This is a genomic window from Aestuariibius violaceus (assembly GCF_040779325.2).
Taxonomy (GTDB): domain Bacteria; phylum Pseudomonadota; class Alphaproteobacteria; order Rhodobacterales; family Rhodobacteraceae; genus Aestuariibius; species Aestuariibius violaceus.
In genome coordinates this window covers 28,863-47,769 of the sequence record NZ_JBFONT020000010.1, presented here as the reverse complement: position 1 = coordinate 47,769, position 18,907 = coordinate 28,863, and the positions used below count along the sequence as shown (strand labels likewise).

Here is an 18,907-nt window from a genome sequence, read left to right as displayed (position 1 = left end):
CTAGCCCGCCTGTAGCCGCGCCAGTGCCTCGGCACGGATCCGGCCCAGATCGCGGATGCCCGCCCGGTGATGGTCAAGCACGGTGTCCAAGACCACTCTCTCGCGTTCCATGGGCGGGACCTGTGCCGCGTCGTCCGTGATCTTGAGCTCGAGCGCCTTGGCGTGACCGCGCAGCACACCTTTGAGCAGTGCGGCCTCCTCCTCCGCCGTGAGCCGGAACGGCCCGCCGGAATAGACAGCCTGCCCGATCAGGTTCCGGTCGGGGACGACCTGGCAGGCCTGGTCCACGGCCCGCGCATAGCTGACGATCCGGCCGATCCATTTTCCGGTCTTCAGCTGGAACAGGTCCTTGGCGCGGGAGGGCATCCGGGCCACCGCTTCGAAATAGTCGCGGGTGACATTCGGCTCCCAGAAGCGGAAGAAGCGGTGCGGGCCCTCTTCGCTATGGGATTTGGTGAACTTGCGCAGATGCCGCCAAAGCTCGTCCATCGTGGCGTCGGTCGTCAGCAGGATGCCGGTGCCCTTGTCCCAGTGATTGGGGAAGAAATCCCGGTGGAAATCCGGCACCGCGTCGTCGGGGCGTGTGAGGTCGATCAGGTAGGGGGCGCTTTCGGCGAACTGGACCTCTGCCGCGCCCTGGAACAGGCAGCGGATCGGAACATCGACGGTATCGAGATCGAAAAGCCCGGTGACGTTGCTGCGCAGGGTGGCATCGACAACGAGATAGGTGCGCGGGGCGGGATCGCCGAAGAGAAGGTCGTGCAGTTCCGGGACGATCCAGTCCTTTGCCCAGAACGGGAGGTCCGCCTGCGGGGGAAGCGGCGGGATCTCGAGCGCCTCGACGCTCAGGACAGGTTCGGCATCCGTCATCTAGTTCCGGCCCAGAGCCTCGTTCAGGATGGGCCGGACGTGGGTGTAGAAGTTCCGGTCGATCTCAAGGCGGTCCTCAAGGGCTGGTTTGGGCATTTTGCTCAAGACGGTAAGACGCCGTGCATAGGCTGAGCGGTCGTTCTCCAGATGCATTGCGATTAACAACGGGTCGATGGAGTCCTCATGTGGGAAGCCCTCGATGATGAACAGGCTATTGCTGATCTGCCATCTTGGTTTGGTCTCGCTGAACTTCAGGATGTCCTCCCAGGCGAATGCGAGGCCATCGTAGCGCCACTTGCTGGCCGACAAGCCGCGGGAGCCGTTCCAGAGGGGAAAAAAGCCCGCAGCGCTTCTTCCCATGAATTCGGCATCTGTGCTTTCGATCCGCTCCTGCACTTCTCGATAGACGTCTGGGCTTTGCTGCCACCCCCGGAGGATCAGGTATTGCGCCCGATAGCGTGGATCCTGGTCGGCAAGCTCATATGGGTATTCCGGCAGCTGCGGAGCGGAGGCGAGAAAGGCATCCCTGCGCGTCGTGTAGTCGGAACCCTTGAGGGCGGAAAGTTCTCTGATCTCGTCTTCGATCATTGGGGCAACCCCCTGTTCCGTTTGTGTGCAAGCTGCTGTCCCAAGGATGAAAAAGCCGAACAAGCAAAGAAGTTGCCATACTTTTCGAAAGTCCATCTGCTGTCCTTCCAATGTTTGTTCACCATTGGCTACACCCACCACTTTCGCGCAGGTGGTATGCGCTTGGTATTCGTCCCGCAGTGAATCTCGCCCGCAAGAAGATGGTACGTCATGAAGCAATCAACAAAATGTGGCGTAACAATCGAGTTACTACCAAAGGCGGTGCGAATTGCCTGTTCGAATTGACAGACGCCACCGACTTCCGGCCCAAACGGTTTTGGAATAACAAGATCTACGTTTGAGGGTGAATTTGTAACGACAAGCATGTTCACCGAACCGGCGGTAAGTGCAATGTGGAAACCAGGCGCCCCTGCCGGATCCGGTTCTTGAAACAGTATCGGGAGATCTACGAAGTCTGAATCAGCCAATCCCAAGTCTCGTTTTAGGATAGCTTTCTGCGAGTCTAAAATCTGTTGAACGCGGGTCTGCGTATCCAAGAAATCCTGGTCAGCAAGTATCTTTCTTGCCTTGTCATAGTTGGAGTATAGCCCTCTTAGACCAGAAACGGGCATGACCCTACCGTCGTTGTTCTTTATTCCTTGAAAGAGCTTAGATCGCCTGTTCGCGGCATGAGCAGCACGTACGAGTTGCTCCGCGAGAGCTGGGCTCGCAAACGCAACCTTGAATCCATGCGTTCCTGATGGATCCGGAATGAAACTCATGAATTCATCGACGTGGCCAACAACAAGCCATCCTGTATCGAGACGAATGGGAGATTGCAGATTTTGCCCTTCAAGAAGACTGCGCATCTCTTGCTTCATTGGTTGATGAGCAGAGCTCGGGTCCAAGCCCGCCTTCGTGGCTGGCTCACCGTATACGATGCGTCCAAAGGGGTGGCCGGGGATCGGGGGAGAGCACTCAAGATTTCCAAAAGAGTCGAGGCTTGAGTTTTCTTCCGGAACATTTGTTTCATAGTATCCGTAGTCGGGTCCAAGCAATCCTCTGCCCGGGTACTTGCCGAAGTAGTCCCAGTCCGCGTTTGCGCGCGCTTGGTCGCGCAGGTTAGGTGTTCGGACAACGCTGACCAGATCGTGGTCGCCGGGCAGGCTGCTGTAGCCGGGCTCCATAATGTCCTGAACCCACCTGTCAGCTTGGGTTTCTGAGTAAGGGATCTTTTGCAGCTTGCCACCGACGATAGCCTCCAACGCAGGAATGAAGACTTTGTCGTTGTCGTAATCTGGATGTCCCGTTGTAATCTCAGCCACATAGACCTTCTCGGTCACATCTGTATGGTTGAACACGATCCACGGGGCCACACGAACCGGGACAGTTTCGCGGTGGATGGCGGTGCCGTCAGTCGCCTCCACGCGCAGGTTGAGCCGGATATAGCCGTCGAAGTTCACGCCGGCGCCGCCGACGGGGCGGCTGGGGAAGCGGAGGGCCTCCATCCCCAGTTCGATCCGGCCGGCTTCACCGAAATCGGCTTGGGTGAAGACCTTTTCGGCGGCGGTTCCGGGGCCGATGATCTCGGATGAGCCAGCCGCGCGGCCGTCGAAGATGCGGATGAAGTTGCGAAACTCCAGTGGCGCGGTCTCGACCGATAGCACCACCCGGGCGTTTTCGAGAGGCAGCTCGGACCGTTTGCGGAGGTCGAGCGGTGCGATTTCCCGCAGATCCGTGCCGCCGTTTATCGTTGCATCGGCCGTGTCGACATTGTCGATCGCGTTTGCATTTCCCTTGCCGTCATCGTTATCGCAGTTGACGCAGATGATCGCGCCACGCCCCGTCTGGCCCGGGGTCCATGCGGCGCCGCCGGGTTGGTCGTCAACGGTTCCGTCACGATCGGCGTCGACATGGATGTTAACGATGCTGCAGGGCATGCAGATGCCGCTGGGCAGCGCTTCGCCTGCTGGGTTGGTATCTGCCGCGCTCAAATCAACGTCCTGAATAGATTTGGTTCAAAAACTCGTCGCATTATCGTGCCTTTGGCCCTGGTGTCGAGCCTTTTTCGTGAGTGCAGCCCTACCCCTTCGAACAGGCGAGACAAGGTTACGATTGAGTTTTTTTGAAGGCGCTGCAGTCATCCTGTCCGGCCGTCTGGACGGGGCGCTGCCGTCAAATGATCTCGTCCTCGTAGAACATTGGATCGTCTTCCAATTGGCTGTTGAGATCGTCCACCGCGTCGCCTGCCTTGGCGAAGGACCGGACGCGGCCGAGGTGGAAGACGGCGTCGCCTTCGTTGACGACGGGCATGACAGCGCGGCCGATGACGATGCCGCTGAAGGGGGCTGTGACGGTTTCCTCCTGCTCGCCGAACGGGTCGGAGACGGCGGCGAGGATGTCGCCCTTGCGCACGAGGTCCCCGTCCGCGCGGAAGACGCGCAGGAGGCCGCCGATGGGGGCGCGGAGCCATTTGCTGGATTTGCAGAATTGCGGCTCGGCCTTGGCACGCGAGACGCCCTTGGCCGGGATCATGTCGAGGTGGTTCATCACCCGCAGGATGCCCGCGAGGCCGGCGCGGACCGACACTTCGTCGAAGCGCAGCCCCTCGCCCGCCTCGTAGAGCAGAACGTCCCTGCCCGCATCCTTGGCCGCCTGGCGCAGGGACCCTTCACGCAGCGGGGATTCGATGACGATCGGGGCGCCGAAGACGGTCGCCAGCGCCTCCATCTCGGGGCTGTCGGGGGAGATGCGGATCTGGGGGTAATTCGTGCGGTGGATCGCGGCGGAATGCAGGTCGATGCCGAGGTCGGATTTGGCCACGATCTCTTCCACGAAGAGGTGGGCGAGGCGGGAGGCCAGCGGACCGGTCTTGCCGCCCGGGAAGACCCGGTTGAGGTCCCGCCGGTCGGGCAGGTAGCGGGAGCGGCTGATGAAGCCGAAAGCGTTGACGATGGGGATCGCGATCAGCGTGCCGCGCAACGACTTGAGCGAGGGGGTGCGCAGGAGCCGCCGGATGATTTCGACCCCGATCACCTCGTCCCCGTGGATGCCCGCGCTGACGAAGATCACCGGCCCGGCGCGCCGCCCGTGGACGACGTGGACCGACATGTTGACCGGCGTGTGGTCGGACAGGACGCTGACCGGCAGGTCGATGGTGCGCCGCGTACCCGGTTCGATCTCCTCCGCCCCGATGGCGAAGGCCGTGCGGTTCGGCATCAACCCTTGCCCTTGGTCTTCGTCGCGCCGGGCTTGGCGTTCTTTTCGAGGTATTCGATCATCTTGCCCGCGATATCGAGGCCGGATGCCTTTTCCACCCCTTCGAGGCCGGGGGAGGAGTTCACCTCCATGATGACCGGTCCGTGGTTGGCGCGCAGCATGTCGACGCCGCAGGCGTTGAGCCCCATGGATTTGGCCGCGCGGACGGCGGTCGCGCGTTCTTCGGTGCTGAGCTTGACGACCTGGGCGGAGCCGCCGCGGTGCAGGTTCGAGCGGAATTCGCCTTCGGCGCCCGTGCGCTTCATGGCGGCCACGACCTTACCGCCGATCACGATGGCCCGGATGTCGGTGCCGCCGGCCTCTTTGATGAATTCCTGGATCAGGATGTTGGTGTTCGTGGCGCGAAACGCCTCGATCACCGATTTGGCGGAGCGGTCGGTATCGGCGAGGACGACGCCGAGGCCCTGGGTCCCTTCCAAGAGCTTGATGACGAGCGGCGCGCCGCCCGCCATCTTGAGCACTTCTTCGGTCTGCTTGGCGTCGTGGGCGAAGGTGGTAACCGGCAGGCCGATCCCGTCGCGGGCCAGAAGCTGCATCGAGCGCAGCTTGTCGCGCGAGCGGCCGATGGCGACGCTTTCATTGAGGGGGTAGACGCCCATCATCTCGAACTGGCGCAGCACCGCAGTGCCGTAGAACGTGACCGAGGCGCCGATGCGGGGGATGACCGCATCGTAGCCTTTCAGCTTTTCGCCGTTGTAATAGATCTCGGGCCGGCGCGAGGCGATGTTCATGTAGCAGCGCAGGGTGTCGATGATGTCGAGTTCGTGACCCCGTTCCTCGGCCGCTTCCTTGAGACGCCGGTGGGAATAGAGGCTGGCATTGCGGGCGAGCATGGCGATCTTCATGGAAAAGTCCTTTCCCTAGGTTTTCTCGGGCCGGTCGGTCACGAGGTAGGCCCGCCGGGTGTGCACGGCGATAGCGTGGTTCTTGAGCGCGGCGCGGCCGACGATCATCGGAAACGTCATGTTGGTGCGGTCGCTGAGCGACAGGTCGATCGTCCAGCGCCGCTTTCCGAGCCCCATCTTGGTGCGGATGATGTAGCGTTCTTCCGGGATGCCGGAGGTGTTCTTGATCTCGCGCTGTTCGTGGATCGGTGCCTCGATCGGCCTGTCGCACAGGCCGTGGCCCGAATCCGCCATGAAGGCGATCCAGGGTGCACCGTCGCGGGTGAAGGTGCGGATATCGGTCGCGTGCAGCGCGGAGGTGCGCGCGCCGGTGTCGATCTTGGTCTTCAGATCTTCCAACCCGAGATCGGGCAGGTCGATCATTTCCATCCAGCCGATCACGGTGAGTTCCCGCGCCGGTTTCGGCTTTTGGTCTTTGGCGTCGTTCATAGCGGAAGCGAGAGCCTCATGAGGGCGCAAGGCCCGGCTTGGCTGACAGGATAGCGCAGAACGGCAGCCTGACCGCAACAGCGGCCTCGCAAAGATTGGGTTGTCGTCGTCAGACCAGTTCCGGGCTGACCTGGATCAGCCTGGGCCCGGCGGTTCCGGCGTCGAGCTGGCGGAACGCCTCTTCGACCATGAGGTCGGCGCGCTGGCGGATCATGCGCAGCGGAAAGCGCGAGAAGGCGGCGAAGGGGTCGTAGTCGTAGCAGCCGAAGGTGGATCGGGCGAGTTCGGTTTCGGGCAGGTGCGAGAGGACGCTCAGCACTCCTTCGAAACAGTCGATGGAGTTGACGAACAGACCTGCAGGCAGCCGCCCGAGCCGCTGATGCAGGGCGGAGAGCGCCTGTTCGGCCTGGGCGCTTCCGTAGCCGCAGGCGAGGATCTGGTCGTCGCTGAAGAAAGCATCCGCCGCGTCGCATTGCTGGCGGAAGCCCTGAATGCGCTCTGCCGAGGCGGGCAAGTGCCGCTCGCCGCCCAGAAAGTAGAGCCATGTTGCCGGATCGCTCTCCTCCGGCTGCGGCATGTCTTCGAGGAGGGTTTTCGCCAGCACGGAGGCGCCGCCGGTATTGTCGGTTACGACCGAGGGCGCCTCGGCGCAGGGGTGGTCGACGAAGACATGCGGCACGTTCGCGCTGCGGCAGGCCTGGGCCAATTCCGGCGATCTGGTCGCCCCGGCGATCACCAGGAGGTCGACCGAATAAGCGATCAGGCTGTCGACCGAGGTCAGCTGCGCTTCTGCATCGCGGCCCGCATGGACGATCGCGGGGCAAAGGCCGCGGGCATGGGCCTCTCGCGCGAATTGCTGGCTGAGTTCGGCGAAGAACCGGTTTTCGTGATCGGGCAGGACCATGCCCGCCAGCCCGGATTCAGCTTTCCGTAGGCCGCGGGCCTGCAGGTTGGCGGTATAGCCTTCCTCCCGCGCGACGCGCTTGATCCGCTCCACCGTTTCGGGCTTCAGGCGCCGTTGCTTCCACTTGCCGTTCAAGGCGGCAGAGACGGCGGACGGCGACGACCCCGCCTTCTGCGCGATGTCGTAGATCGTGCTCTTCTGCCCTGACTTCATGAGACAATATCGCTCAAGGTCATTGCCCCAAGCGCCGCTTGACTGGTTTTTGGGTTCTGCCTAGCCTTGCTACATCGATTGAGCAAGCCTTTCGAGGGCGAATCGATCCCCGGCCCCAAACGGGCCGGAAGGCGAAGCGGTGCTAAAGCGCCGCGCAAGGGAGGAAAAGATGAAGAAGCTTCTGAACGCGACCGCTGCGGTCGCACTCGTGGCCTGTGCGGGCACCGCCAATGCCGAAACCACGATGGGTATCGTCGTCAAGATCGGCGGCATTCCCTGGTTCAACGCCATGGAGGAGGGGATTGCCGAGCGCGCCGCGGAGCTTGGCGTCAGCGCCGAGATGATCGGGCCGACCTCGGCCGACCCGGCGCTGCAGGTGCGCGCTATCGAGGACCTCATTGCCAAGGGTGTCGACGTGATCGGCGTTGTGCCGAACGACGAGGCCGCGCTGGAGCCGGTTCTGCAGAAGGCGATGGAGGCGGGCATCAAGGTGATCGCCCATGAGGGGCCCGGCCTCGAGAATGTCGACTGGAACTTCGAACTGGCCTCGGCCGACGGGTTCGGAGAGGCCCATGCGCAGCTGCTGTGCGAGAAGACGGAAGAGCCGGGGACCTATGCCGTCTATGTAGGCTCACTTACCGTGCCGCTGCACAATGCCTGGGCCGATGCCGGCATCGCGTGGATCGAAGAGAACTGCGCGGACAAGCTTCAGCCGGTGGGCGACCGCTACGGCGTGGCGGAAAGCGTCGATGACAGCCGGTCGACCGCGCTTGACCTGATCGCGGCGAACCCGGATCTGCGCGGTTTCCTCGCCTTCGGCAGTCAAGGGCCCATCGGTGCGGGCCGCGCGATCGAGGAGCGTCGCCTTGGCGGGCAGGTCCATGTGATGGGGCCGTTTTCGCCCGGTCAGGGCCAGAAGCTGCTGAAAGAGGACGTCATCTCGGGCGGGTTCATGTGGAACCCGGCAGAGGCGGGGCGGGTCTTCGTGACGCTGGGCGAGATGCTGGTCAACGGCGAAGAGATCACCGACGGGACCGAGATCGAGGGTCTGGGCGTCGTCCAGCCCGATGCGGCGACGCGCAACATCATCACGGACAACCTGCTGGAGATCAACAAAGAGACCGTGGACGATCTGGCCGCGAAAGGGCTCTGATATCACCTTTGGGGACCCGTCCGCGGGTCCCCAACCCGGACACAGGCATCCATGACATCCGATCCCATCCCGGCGCTGCGACTGACAAGCGTCTCGAAAACCTTCGGCGGCGTGAAGGCGCTGCAGGCCGTCGACTTCGAAGTCCGCGCGGGCGAGGTGCATTGCCTTGCCGGGGAAAACGGCTGTGGAAAATCGACGCTGATCAAGATCGTGACCGGCGTCTACACCCCCGATCCCGGGGCCGAGATCGAGATCTTCGGGGAGAAGATCGCCGCGATTTCGCCGAACAAGGCGCGCGCACTGGGGATTGCCGTGATCTGGCAGGATCTTGCGCTGTTTCCGCATATGAGCGTGGCCGAGAACATCGCCTTCGACGAGATGGTGGGCGTGATCCCGCGCCTGGCCTTCGGGGGCCGGTACAAGGGGCGGGTGCAGGCGATGCTGGACCGGCTGAACGTGCCGCTGGATCTGGAGACGCGGCTGGGAGATCTGCCCATTGCGCAACGCCAGATCGTGGCCATCGCGCGGGCGCTGATGGGCGACGCGCGGCTTGTGTTCATGGACGAACCCACCGCATCGCTGACGCAGAGCGAGACGGACGCGCTACTGGGCGTCGTGCGGACGCTGTCCGAACAGGGGATCGCGGTGGTCTTCGTCAGCCACCGGCTGGCGGAGGTGATCGATATCTCGGAACGCGTGACCGTTCTAAGGGACGGCAAGCTGGTCGGCGTCTACCCGACCGAGGGGATGACGCAATCCCGGCTGGGCGAACTGATGACGGGCGACAAGCTGGAGAGTGTTGTGGCAGCCCAGGACCGGTCTGGGGCGGAGCCAGTGCTGGAGGTCGAGGGATTTTCGCGCCATGGCGAGTTCGAAGATGTGAGCCTGACAATCCGCCGCGGCGAGGTTCTGGGCCTGACCGGGCTGATCGGTGCCGGACGGACGGAGCTTGCCCATGCGCTGATCGGGATGAGCGCGCCGGATGCGGGCAAGATCCGGCTGGAAGGCGTGCCCGTGCGGTTCGGCTCGATCCGGGACGCCATCGCGCGCGGGGTGGCCTATGTGTCGGAGGACCGGCTGTCGCTTGGCCTGATCCAGCCGCAATCCATTGCGGACAACACGGTAATCTCCGTGCTCGACCGGATCCTTGGCGGCTTGGGGATGATCTCGCCGTCCCGCCAGTCGGAGCTTGTACGCCACTGGATCAGCGAACTGGCGGTCAAGATCGGCACGCCCGCGGATGCGGTTTCGACGCTCTCGGGCGGCAATCAGCAGCGGGTCGTCCTGGCCAAGTGGCTGGCGACCGAACCGCGGCTTCTGATCCTCGACAGCCCGACCGTTGGCGTCGACGTGGGTGCGCGAGCGGGCATCTTCCGCATCGTGCGGCAGCTGGCGGAAGAAGGGCTCGCGATCCTGCTGATCTCGGACGAGGTGACCGAGGTTCTGTTCAACGCGGACCGGGTGCTGCATATGGCGGACGGACGGATCGTCGGCGAATACGATCCCCACGCGACTGAGGTGACCGATCTTGAGGCGCGCATCTATGCGTGACGTCTTCCACACCCACCCGGTGGAGGCGCGCCTGTCGGTCGTGCTGCTGATGATGATCGTGGGGCTGTCGCTGACGACGGACACGTTCCTGACGCTGGGCAACGTCACCTCGCTTCTCAACAATAACGCGGTCAACCTGATCTGGGCGGTGGGCCTTCTGGTGGTGCTGATCGCGGGGGGCATCGACATCTCTTTCGCTGTCGCGGCGTCGGTCGTGCAATACGTCGCGGCGCAGGTATTCTTTGGTCTCGGCGGCGGGAACTGGGTGATCGGGTTCGTGGTTGCCGCCTCGGTCGGGATCGGGCTGGGGATGATCAACGCGGCCCTGATCCACGGCTTTCGCGTGATCTCGATCGTCATCACGATCGCCACGTTCAATGCGTTCTTCGGGCTTCTGATGTTCTTCACCCGGGGGCGGAACATCTACAATCTGCCGGACTGGTGGACCGACCGCATTTTCATCTTCGAGCGTCAGGCGGCGAACGGCACGTGGTCCGAGCTGAACCTGTCCGTCGCGGTGATGATCGTCTGCGTCCTGGCCACCTGGGTGCTGATCCGCCTGACGACGCTGGGCCGCCAGCTTTACGCGTTCGGCGACAATCCCGAGGGCGCGCGGCGGGCGGGGGTCAATATCTGGCAGATGCAGATCGTCGCCTTCGGCTGGTGCGGGATGATGGCGGGCATCGGCGGGCTGATGCAGGTCAACATCGCGCAGGAGGTCGTGCCCAACGCGCTTTACGGCCGCGAGCTGGAGGTGCTGGCGGCCGTGGTCCTGGGCGGGGCGCGGCTGGGCGGCGGGCGCGGCACGGTGGTGGGCTGCATCCTGGGCGTGATGTTCGTGGCGATCACCCAGAACGGGCTGAACCTGCTGGGCATCTCGCCCTTTGCCTTCCAGATGATTATCGGGGCCGCGATCCTGATCGCGATCTCATCCTCGAACCTGACCTTCACCCGCCGCGCCAAGGCCCCCACCGAGGCGCAGCTAAAGGAAGGTGCGGCATGACCCTGCGGGACCGGATCAACGCCGTATTCGGTGCCGAGACGCTGCCGCTTCTTGCCTTCCTGGCCCTCGTCTTTCTGGCGTTTTCGCTGGCGACGCCGCTGTTTCTGACCGGAGCAAACCTGCGGTCGATGGCGTTCCAGCTGCCGGTGCTGGGGCTTCTGACGCTGGCCATGCTGGTGCCGATCCTGTCGGGCGGGCTGAACCTGGCCATCATCTATCAGGCCAACATCTCGGGGCTGGCGCTTGCCTGGGTGCTGATCCAGTTCGGCGGGCCGGACGCGGGCATTGGCGCCTTCGTTCTCGGCGCTGCGCTCGCCATGCTGGCCGGAGCCGCGTCGGGCGCGGTCATGGGCGCGGTCGTCGCGTATGTGGGCGCGCACCCGATCCTTGTTTCGCTCGCCATGATGATCTTCCTGCAGGGTCTGGGCGAGTTTCTGACCCGCGGCGGTGATATCTCCGGCTTTCCGGATTTCATGAACGTCCTCGGCCACGGGAGCCTCGTCGGCATTCCCGTTCCGATGATCGTCTTCCTGCTTGCCGCGATCGTGTGGCACGTGATGCTCAAACGAACCCGGCACGGGTTTTCGGTCTACATGGTCGGCTCGAACATCCGGGCGTCGGAATATTCGGGCCTCAACACCCGCAGAACGCTGGTCATGATCTACGCCATTTCGGGCATCATCTGCGCGATTGCCGGGATCGTCATGGCCGCGCGCTTCAACTCGGTCCGCGTGGGCCATGGGGAAGCGCTACTGCTGGTCACGGTGCTGGCCTGTTTCCTTGGCGGGATCGATCCGTTCGGCGGTTTCGGGCGCGTTCTGCCGGTGGTCCTCGCCCTCATCATCCTGCAGGCGCTGTCATCGGGGCTGAATCTGATCGGCGCGAACCAGCACCTGTCCGTCGCCGTCTGGGGCCTGTTCCTGATCGCCGTCATGGCGCTGAGGCGGGCGGGGGGCTGGCGGCGGGACCGACGACGAAAAGGAGCGTGACGATGGAAGGTTTTGGCGTCCATACAAGCATGTGGACCATGCACTGGGACCGCGCGGGCGCGGAGCGGACGGTTCCGGCCGCCGCTTCCTACAAGATGGATTTCATCGAGATCGCTCTGCTCGACACCGCCATCGTCGACGCGGCGCATACCCGCGACCTGCTGGAGAGGCACGAGATGCGGGCCGTCTGCTCCCTTGGTCTGCCGAAGGAAAGCTGGGCGTCGGTCAATCCCGACGGCGCGATCGAGCATCTTGTCGACGCTATGAACACGGCCAAGGAGATGGGGGCAGAGGCGCTGTCAGGCGTGACCTATGGCGGTATCGGCGAGCGCACGGGCGTGCCCCCGACCGAGGAGGAGTACGACAACATCGCCCGGGCGCTGGAGGCAGCGGCGAAACACGCCAAGAGGCTCGGCATCGCCTTCGGGATCGAGCCGGTAAACCGCTACGAGAACCATCTGATCAATACCGGCTGGCAGGCGAAGCAGATGATCGAGAAGGTCGGTGCGGACAACATCTTCATCCATCTCGACACCTACCACATGAACATCGAAGAGAAGGGCGCTGGCAACGGCATCCTCGATGCGCGCAAGCACCTGCGCTACATCCACCTGTCGGAAAGCGACCGGGGGACGCCGGGCGAAGGCACCTGCGACTGGGACGAGATCTATGCCACGCTTGCGGCGATCGGTTTCAAGGGCGGGCTGGCGATGGAGAGCTTCATCAACATGCCGCCGCAGGTCGCTTACGGCCTTGCCGTATGGCGGCCGGTTGCGGAGTCCTTCGAAGAGGTGATGGACAAGGGCCTGCCCTTCCTGCGCAACAAGGCGGCCCAGTATCGTTTGATATGACGCCCCCGATGGAGGACTGAGACCATGCCGTGTTTCCTGGGGATCGATGTCGGAACGGGAAGCGCGCGGGCGGGTATCTTTGACGTCGACGGCAAGCTGCTTGGTCGGGGGTCGTCGGACGTCACGACCTTTAGAGACGGCAGCGACATCGTCGAACAATCGTCGGCGCAGATCTGGTCCGCCGTGGGGGACGCGTCGCGCGGAGCGATCGCGGCCGCGGGCGTAGGTCCCTCGGACGTCGCTGGCGTGGGGTTCGACGCAACCTGTTCGCTGGTCGTCCTGGGCGCGGATGGGGCCCCGTTGCCTGTCGGGCCGAGCGGGGATCCGGCGCGGGACATCATCGTCTGGATGGATCACCGTGCGATGGAAGAGGCCGGCGAGATCAACGCGACCGGTCATCCGGTGCTGGCCTATGTCGGCGGTGTCATCTCGCCCGAGATGCAAACGCCAAAGCTGCTCTGGCTGAAACGCCACCGGCCCGATGTGTTCGCGCGGGCCGGCCATTTCTTCGATCTCACCGACTTCCTGACATGGAAGGCCACCGGCTCCCTGGCGCGGTCGAGTTGCACGGTCACCTGCAAGTGGACCTACGTTGCCGGCGACGGCGGGTGGGACGAGAGTTACTTCCGGCAGATCGGCCTTGAGGAACTGGCCGATGAAGGGTTTCGCCGCATCGGGACCGAGATCGCCGACCCCGGAAAGCCGCTCGGGGGCGGGCTGACCCCGCAGGCGGCAGAGGCGCTGGGCCTCGCCCCCGGAACGGCTGTCGCGGCCGGGCTGATCGACGCCCATGCGGGCGGGGTCGGAACCGTCGGCGCCGAGGGCCTTGGCCCCGCGGCTGAGAACATGGCGTATGTCTTCGGCACCTCCTCCTGCACGATGACGACAACCGCCGGCCCGGTTTTCGTGCCTGGCGTCTGGGGCCCCTACTACTCCGCGATGCTGCCGGGCATGTGGCTGAACGAAGGGGGGCAGTCGGCCGCCGGGGCGGCCATTGACCGGCTGATCGGCCTGCACCCGGCGACGGCCGAGGCGTCCGGGCTGGCGAAACAGGACGGCAAATCGCTCCCCGACTGGCTGCTGGAGAAGGCCTTGTCCAGCGCCGGATCTGCGGGCGATCTGGCCCGCGTGGCTGGCGATCTTCATGTCGTTCCCGAGTTCCTCGGCAACCGCGCCCCACACGCCGACCCACGCACCGGTGCGGTGATCGCTGGCCTCGGGATGGATACGTCACTCGACAGCCTTGTCGCCTTGTACGTCGCCGGGCTTTGCGGGTTGGGCTACGGCCTGCGCCAGATCATCGAGGCTCAGGCGCACCATGGGGCGCCGATCAGCAACATCGTGATCTCCGGCGGTGCCGGGCGCAATGCGGCCGTGCGGCAGGTGCTGGCCGATGCCGCCGGACGGCCTGTCATCGGTCCTGAGACGGAAGAGCCTGTCCTGCTTGGTGCCGCCATGCTCGGCGCCTGCGCCTCGGGAACGTATGGGACCCTTTCAGACTGCATGACGGCGATGTCCCGCGTGTCGGACGCGCATCGGCCAACCGGCGGCGGCATCGCCGAGCTTCACGCGCATCGGTTCGACATCTATGAACGCTTTCAGACCATCGCCCGGGTTGCCGCGAACGAAAGGCCGTGAAGCTTCTGCTATCAGCCGCCCGCTACTCTGCCGCGAGGGGTCGGGCCGGGGTATCTGATTGCGGCACCTCGGCGACGGTGCGCAGGTCCGGCTTGGCGGATTCCGCGTCGGATCCCAAGGATAGGATCCTGGTAACCAGCGTCGTCACGCGCGCCTGCAGGACGAAGATCGCCGGAACGCAGAGGATCACGATGACCGTGCCGAAGAGAACGCCGTAGCCGATCGAGACCGCGAGCGGGATCAGGAACTGGGCCTGGAGGGAGGTTTCCAGGATCAGCGGATAGACCCCGAGAAATGTGGTCAGGGAGGTCAGCAGGATCGGGCGGAAGCGTTCCTTGGTGCCGCGGATCACCGCCTCGCGCAATTCCATGCCCTCGCCCAGATACTCGTTGTAGAGATCCACCATGACGAGGGAGTTGTTGATGACGACGCCCGCCAGTCCGATGATCCCGAAGATCGACAGCAGCGTCAGCGGCAGACCCATGATCAGATGCCCGGCGACCGCCCCTATCAGGCCGAGCGGGATGGCGAGCATGACGACGATGGGTTGCACGTAGGAGCGGAAGACCAGCGCCAGCAGGGCAAAGATCGCGAAGAGCGCGATCCCGACGGCCTGGCCAAGGGCGGCGGCGGCATCGCCCTGGGTGCGCTGTTCGCCGCCGAAATCGACGATCAGGCCATCATACTGGGCCCGCAGGGGCGGCAGCAGCACGTCTTCGATGATCGTATTGGCCTCTTGCGAGGTGATCACCGTGCTGTCGACATCCGCCGTGACCGTCGTGATCGTGCGGCCGTTCCGCCGCTGGATCTCTGTCGGCGCCAGCCCTTCCTCGATCCGGGCGACTGTGGAAAGCGGAATGGTTTCGCCCGCAGGCGTCGCGATCCACGTATCGAGCAGGTCCGAGAGGCTGTCGCGTTCCTCCGCCGGGAAACGGACCATGACGGCAATGTTGTCGGCGCCGCGCTGCACCGTCGTGGCTTCAAGCCCGAAGAAGCCGGACCGGGTTTGGGTCGCCAGATCCTCTAGTGTTACGCCGTAGACGCGGGCCTCGTCCCTGAGGGCAAGGCGGTATTCGGCACGGCCCGCGGAATTGTCGTCGCGGATCGAGAAGACGCCGGGGATGCCGCGCAGACCCTCGCGCAATTCATCGACGACGGGGGTGATGTCCTGCCCGTCGGGAAGGGACAGCTCGACCGCGATGGGATCGCCTGCGCCGACCAGTTGGGCCGAGACCGTCAGGCTATTCACGCCAGGGATATCGCCGATGGCCTCGATCCAGGCGGCTTCGAATTCGCGAGTTGGCCAGTCGCGCAGTTCGGGGTCCGTGATCTCGGCGATCACGTTGGCCACCGTCGCCCCGGACGCGGCCGACCCGCCGCCGGGGCCGCCTTCGGCAGCCCCCTGCCCCACAACGACGTTCATGCCGGCAAGCACCGGCGGGGCGGAGTTTGGTAGACGATCCTGGATACCTTCGGCAGCCTCGATGGCGGCGAAGCGCACGTCTTCGGCGACCCGTTCGGTCATGGTGAAGGTGGTGCCATCGCTCATCTCGATATTCGCGGTCACGAAGGTGCCGTCGATCGAGGGGAAGAAGTTGAATTTCACGTAGCCGTGGGCGAGCAGCCCGATGGTCACGATCATCAGCCCGATCATGCCGCCAATGGGGATCAGGACCCGCCTTGTCGTGAAGCGCAGCGTGGCGTCGAGAGGACCTGCGATGAACCATTGCAGACCGCTGTTGATCGCGCCCCGGACCGCGCGAAGGGCCCGCAACACGATGTTGGGCCGATAGTTTTCCGACACGTCGAGCCGGGAGAGGTTCCGCGGCAGGATGAAGAGCGCCTGCAAGAGTGACAGGGACAGGACGATCATCACGACCAGCGGGATGTCCGAGAGGAACTTGCCCAGCGTGCCGGGCAGTTGCAGCAGCGGCCAGAAGGCGACGAGCGTCGTGATGGTCGAGAAAACGACGGGCACGGCGATCCGCTGGGTGCCTTTTACCGCGGCCTCGATCGGGGTCAGGCCACGTTCGCCGTTGGTATAGATGTTTTCAGATACGACAATTGCGTTGTCGACGATGATGCCGATGGCCAGGATGAAGCCAAAGAGCGAGATCATGTTGATCGACATGCCCACGAAGCTCATGACGGCGAGCGCTGCGGCGAAGGAGACGCCGATCCCGATTGCGGACCAGGCGGCGAGACGGAAGTCGAGGAACAGGGCAAGGCAGATCACCACCAGCGTCAAGCCGATGATCGCGTTGGACGTCAGAAGGTCGAGACGGCTTTGCAGCTCTCGCGCGTCGTTTTGCCAGACGGTGGCTGAGATGCCCTCCTGGAGGCTCGGCCGGAAGGTGTCGGTCAGATAGGCCTGCGCCTCGTCGACGATGCCGAGCACCTGTTCGTCACCCACCCGGAAGACATTGACGGCGACCGAGCGTTCGCCGTTGAAGGTGGCGGACAGATCCGTATCCTCGAATCCGTCGATCACCGTTGCGATGTCGCGCAAGTAGACGCGGCCCCCATCGGCCCCGGTCCGCACGATGATGTTCTCGAAATCCGATTGCGTGTAATTCCGCCCTGTCGTGCGGATCGGGATGCTGACCGTTTCGGTATCGATCGCACCGCCGGGCAGTTCGAGGGAGTTCTGGCGGATCGCCTGTGCGATCTCGCCGATCGTCATGTCGTAGGCGCGCAGGGTGTCGCGGTCGACCTCGACCGTCACCTCGTAGGCCCGCCTATTCGAAACCTCGACGAAGGAGATCGACGGCAAGAGGATCAGTTCGTCGCGCAGTCGCTCTGCCTCTTCGGTCAGGACACGTTCACTGGCCGCGCCGTGGATGGCGATCTCGAGGACGCGGGTGTTGCTCGAGCCTTCAACGATGACCGGATCGTCGGCGTCTTCGGGGAAGACGTCGATGCCGTCGACCTCGGTCTGGATCTCGTTGAGCTTTTCCTGGACCTCCTCGCCCAGCAGGAAGGTCACGGTCACGCTGCCCCGGCCTTCGGAGATCGAGGCGGTGATCTCGTCAATCCCGTCGACGCCTGATAGCGCATCCTCGATCGGCCGGACGATGCTGTCCTCGATCTCTTCCGGTGCGGCGCCGGTGTAGTTGACCGAAATGCTAATGCTGTCGAGCGTGATCTCGGGAAAGGTCTTTTGCGGGATTGCCATGATCGACAGGGCGCCGAGAGCCACGACGAGCACCATAGTCAGCATGGCGGCGACCGGGTGTTCGGCCATCCATTTGATCGCGCCGTTCACTGGGCCGATCCCGTCAGCGCGGCCTGAACTTTTTCATTTACGTCACGCAACTGCATTCCGGGAACCGGCGCGGCGAGCGCGGTGAAGATGACCTGTGTGTCTTCAGGCAGGTCGGTGACCTGAACATAAGTATCTTCACCATCGACGTGGATCGGGTCGACCTCTGCGACGGCAAGCACGCCATTGTCGTAGATCCACAAGTTCGCCCCGCCGCGCAGGGCCGTCGATGGAACGCGATAGGTGTCTTCCGGTTCGATCCCGTCGATTACGACTGTGGCATAGGCGTTGATCAGGGCGGGCGGCGCGCCGGAGGCGAGGGTATGACCGCCGACCGTGCGGCCTTCGACATTTTCCAGCTCGTTCAGGCGAAGTGTGACCGTCAGCGTCCGGGTGATCTGATCGACCTGCGGCTCTACGCGCGATACGCTGGCATTCCAGCGGAAGACATAGTCGGCAAAGGGGATGTCGACCGTCGCCGCCGCCTGGCTCGATGAGAACAGCCCGGGGATCAGAGCGGCGTCGACCTGCCGAACGGGTACATCGATTTCGAGCTCGCCTTCGGTGAAGACCTCGGCAAGCGCCTGACCGGGGCTGACGACATCGCCGACCTCGACCGATTTGGACAGAACGGCGCCGTCGAAAGGCGCTTCGATCACCTGATCCGACAGGCTGATCTCGGCGGAAAGCTTTGCCGCCTCGAACCCGTCGAGATTGGCTTCCAGTTCATCGCGGGCGCTGACGAGATCGTCCAGCTGGGTCTGCGTCGCCACCCCCCGCTCCAGAAGGGCGCGCGTCCGATCGAGGTCCTGGACGTTCTGGGCAAGTCTGGTTTCGGTTGCGGCGATATTCGCCTCGGCCTGGGTGAGCGCTGCAACCTGCGCCCGGTCGTCGAGCCGGATCAGCACGTCGCCCTTCGTGAAGCGACCGCGCTCGGCAATTGCGGGATGGATCTCGATCACCCGCCCGCTCACCTGGGAGGAGACCGAGAGCTGCCGGAGAGGGGCGACAAAGCCTTCGCCGCGGATCGGCAGTGGACCGTCCAGCGGTTCAAGCTGCACAGTCTCGACAAGCGCGACGGGCCGCGCGGCTGGCTGAGCTTCGACGATCTGGCGGTTCTCGCCCAGATATCGGAACCCGATCACACCGCCAGCAACAAGGCCGACTGCGACAGCGATCCAAAAGGTTTCGCGGAGCAGTCGGCCGACGAAGAGGGTAACTTTCTTCATATCCAGGCAACGCCTTTTACTGACAAGTGTGTCAGCAATTAGGGATCCGCTGACAAAATCAAGC

Annotated in this window: 15 protein-coding genes; 6 read left to right on the top strand and 9 right to left on the bottom strand. The window is 63.9% G+C overall.

Translation table 11 applies throughout. The features are described from left to right. From AADZ90_RS19585 to AADZ90_RS19555, 7 genes are all read right to left on the bottom strand, one after another. Positions 1 to 870 (bottom strand): DUF4123 domain-containing protein, encoded by an 870-nt coding sequence (locus AADZ90_RS19585; protein WP_367310996.1) that lies wholly within the window; start codon positions 868 to 870, stop codon positions 1 to 3. Continuing rightward, positions 871 to 1,596, bottom strand: coding sequence for a hypothetical protein (locus tag AADZ90_RS19580; RefSeq protein WP_367310995.1), 726 nt, complete (start codon positions 1,594 to 1,596; stop codon positions 871 to 873). It lies immediately after the preceding gene. Beyond that, positions 1,587 to 3,431, bottom strand: a complete 1,845-nt coding sequence (locus AADZ90_RS19575) for a protein-arginine deiminase family protein (protein ID WP_367310994.1) — start codon at positions 3,429 to 3,431, stop codon at positions 1,587 to 1,589. Before AADZ90_RS19575 ends, AADZ90_RS19580 begins: the two co-directional genes overlap by 10 nt. 181 nt (positions 3,432 to 3,612) lie before the next feature. Further along, entirely contained in the window at positions 3,613 to 4,656 is a 1,044-nt protein-coding gene (locus AADZ90_RS19570; protein ID WP_367310993.1) for a succinylglutamate desuccinylase/aspartoacylase family protein, read from the bottom strand. Continuing rightward, a complete protein-coding gene (gene rimK / locus AADZ90_RS19565; RefSeq protein WP_367310992.1) occupies positions 4,656 to 5,561 on the bottom strand; it encodes a 30S ribosomal protein S6--L-glutamate ligase in 906 nt (301 codons plus the stop codon). Before rimK ends, AADZ90_RS19570 begins: the two co-directional genes overlap by 1 nt. A 15-nt stretch (positions 5,562 to 5,576) precedes the next feature. Next, positions 5,577 to 6,050, bottom strand: coding sequence for an ATP-dependent zinc protease family protein (locus AADZ90_RS19560; RefSeq protein WP_367310991.1), 474 nt, complete (start codon positions 6,048 to 6,050; stop codon positions 5,577 to 5,579). 109 nt (positions 6,051 to 6,159) lie between these two features. Then, on the bottom strand, positions 6,160 to 7,167 hold the full coding sequence (locus AADZ90_RS19555) for a substrate-binding domain-containing protein (protein WP_367310990.1): 1,008 nt from the start codon (positions 7,165 to 7,167) through the stop codon (positions 6,160 to 6,162). 169 nt (positions 7,168 to 7,336) lie between these two features. On the opposite strand from AADZ90_RS19555, the gene AADZ90_RS19550 reads away from it, so the two are divergent. Genes AADZ90_RS19550 through AADZ90_RS19525 form a run of 6 tightly spaced genes read left to right on the top strand, consistent with a single transcriptional unit; the run spans position 7,337 to position 14,352 of the window. Beyond that, positions 7,337 to 8,320 (top strand): substrate-binding domain-containing protein, encoded by a 984-nt coding sequence (locus AADZ90_RS19550; protein ID WP_367310989.1) that lies wholly within the window; start codon positions 7,337 to 7,339, stop codon positions 8,318 to 8,320. Positions 8,321 to 8,371: 51 nt separating this feature from the next. Beyond that, positions 8,372 to 9,871, top strand: a complete 1,500-nt coding sequence (locus tag AADZ90_RS19545; protein ID WP_367310988.1) for a sugar ABC transporter ATP-binding protein — start codon at positions 8,372 to 8,374, stop codon at positions 9,869 to 9,871. Beyond that, on the top strand, positions 9,864 to 10,874 hold the full coding sequence (locus AADZ90_RS19540) for an ABC transporter permease (protein ID WP_367310987.1): 1,011 nt from the start codon (positions 9,864 to 9,866) through the stop codon (positions 10,872 to 10,874). Before AADZ90_RS19545 ends, AADZ90_RS19540 begins: the two co-directional genes overlap by 8 nt. Beyond that, the gene (locus AADZ90_RS19535) at positions 10,871 to 11,863 is read left to right on the top strand and encodes an ABC transporter permease (RefSeq protein WP_367310986.1); all 993 of its coding nucleotides are present in this window, start codon (positions 10,871 to 10,873) and stop codon (positions 11,861 to 11,863) included. Before AADZ90_RS19540 ends, AADZ90_RS19535 begins: the two co-directional genes overlap by 4 nt. Positions 11,864 to 11,865: 2 nt before the next feature. Beyond that, entirely contained in the window at positions 11,866 to 12,714 is an 849-nt protein-coding gene (locus AADZ90_RS19530; RefSeq protein ID WP_367310985.1) for a sugar phosphate isomerase/epimerase family protein, read from the top strand. Positions 12,715 to 12,738: 24 nt separating this feature from the next. Beyond that, the gene (locus AADZ90_RS19525) at positions 12,739 to 14,352 is read left to right on the top strand and encodes an FGGY-family carbohydrate kinase (protein WP_367310984.1); all 1,614 of its coding nucleotides are present in this window, start codon (positions 12,739 to 12,741) and stop codon (positions 14,350 to 14,352) included. A 22-nt stretch (positions 14,353 to 14,374) separates the two neighbouring features. Here AADZ90_RS19525 and AADZ90_RS19520 read toward each other — a convergent pair whose 3' ends face one another. Further along, positions 14,375 to 17,617 carry an efflux RND transporter permease subunit gene (locus tag AADZ90_RS19520; protein ID WP_367310983.1) on the bottom strand — a complete coding sequence of 1,081 codons (3,243 nt, stop codon included), beginning with the start codon at positions 17,615 to 17,617 and terminating at the stop codon, positions 14,375 to 14,377. Beyond that, positions 17,614 to 18,843 (bottom strand): efflux RND transporter periplasmic adaptor subunit, encoded by a 1,230-nt coding sequence (locus AADZ90_RS19515; protein WP_367310982.1) that lies wholly within the window; start codon positions 18,841 to 18,843, stop codon positions 17,614 to 17,616. The genes AADZ90_RS19520 and AADZ90_RS19515 overlap by 4 nt, the downstream gene beginning before the upstream one ends. Positions 18,844 to 18,907 lie beyond the last annotated feature (64 nt).

Excerpts from the sequence above, each read along its gene's own strand:
- AADZ90_RS19585 (WP_367310996.1), bottom strand. The coding sequence starts at position 870 with ATGACGGATGCCGAACCTGTCCTGAGCGTCGAGGCGCTCGAGATCCCG.
- AADZ90_RS19570 (WP_367310993.1), bottom strand. The coding sequence starts at position 4,656 with ATGCCGAACCGCACGGCCTTCGCCATCGGGGCGGAGGAGATCGAACCG.
- rimK (WP_367310992.1), bottom strand. The coding sequence starts at position 5,561 with ATGAAGATCGCCATGCTCGCCCGCAATGCCAGCCTCTATTCCCACCGG.
- AADZ90_RS19560 (WP_367310991.1), bottom strand. The coding sequence starts at position 6,050 with ATGAACGACGCCAAAGACCAAAAGCCGAAACCGGCGCGGGAACTCACC.
- AADZ90_RS19555 (WP_367310990.1), bottom strand. The coding sequence starts at position 7,167 with ATGAAGTCAGGGCAGAAGAGCACGATCTACGACATCGCGCAGAAGGCG.
- AADZ90_RS19550 (WP_367310989.1), top strand. The coding sequence starts at position 7,337 with ATGAAGAAGCTTCTGAACGCGACCGCTGCGGTCGCACTCGTGGCCTGT.
- AADZ90_RS19545 (WP_367310988.1), top strand. The coding sequence starts at position 8,372 with ATGACATCCGATCCCATCCCGGCGCTGCGACTGACAAGCGTCTCGAAA.
- AADZ90_RS19540 (WP_367310987.1), top strand. The coding sequence starts at position 9,864 with ATGCGTGACGTCTTCCACACCCACCCGGTGGAGGCGCGCCTGTCGGTC.
- AADZ90_RS19535 (WP_367310986.1), top strand. The coding sequence starts at position 10,871 with ATGACCCTGCGGGACCGGATCAACGCCGTATTCGGTGCCGAGACGCTG.
- AADZ90_RS19530 (WP_367310985.1), top strand. The coding sequence starts at position 11,866 with ATGGAAGGTTTTGGCGTCCATACAAGCATGTGGACCATGCACTGGGAC.
- AADZ90_RS19525 (WP_367310984.1), top strand. The coding sequence starts at position 12,739 with ATGCCGTGTTTCCTGGGGATCGATGTCGGAACGGGAAGCGCGCGGGCG.
- AADZ90_RS19515 (WP_367310982.1), bottom strand. The coding sequence starts at position 18,843 with ATGAAGAAAGTTACCCTCTTCGTCGGCCGACTGCTCCGCGAAACCTTT.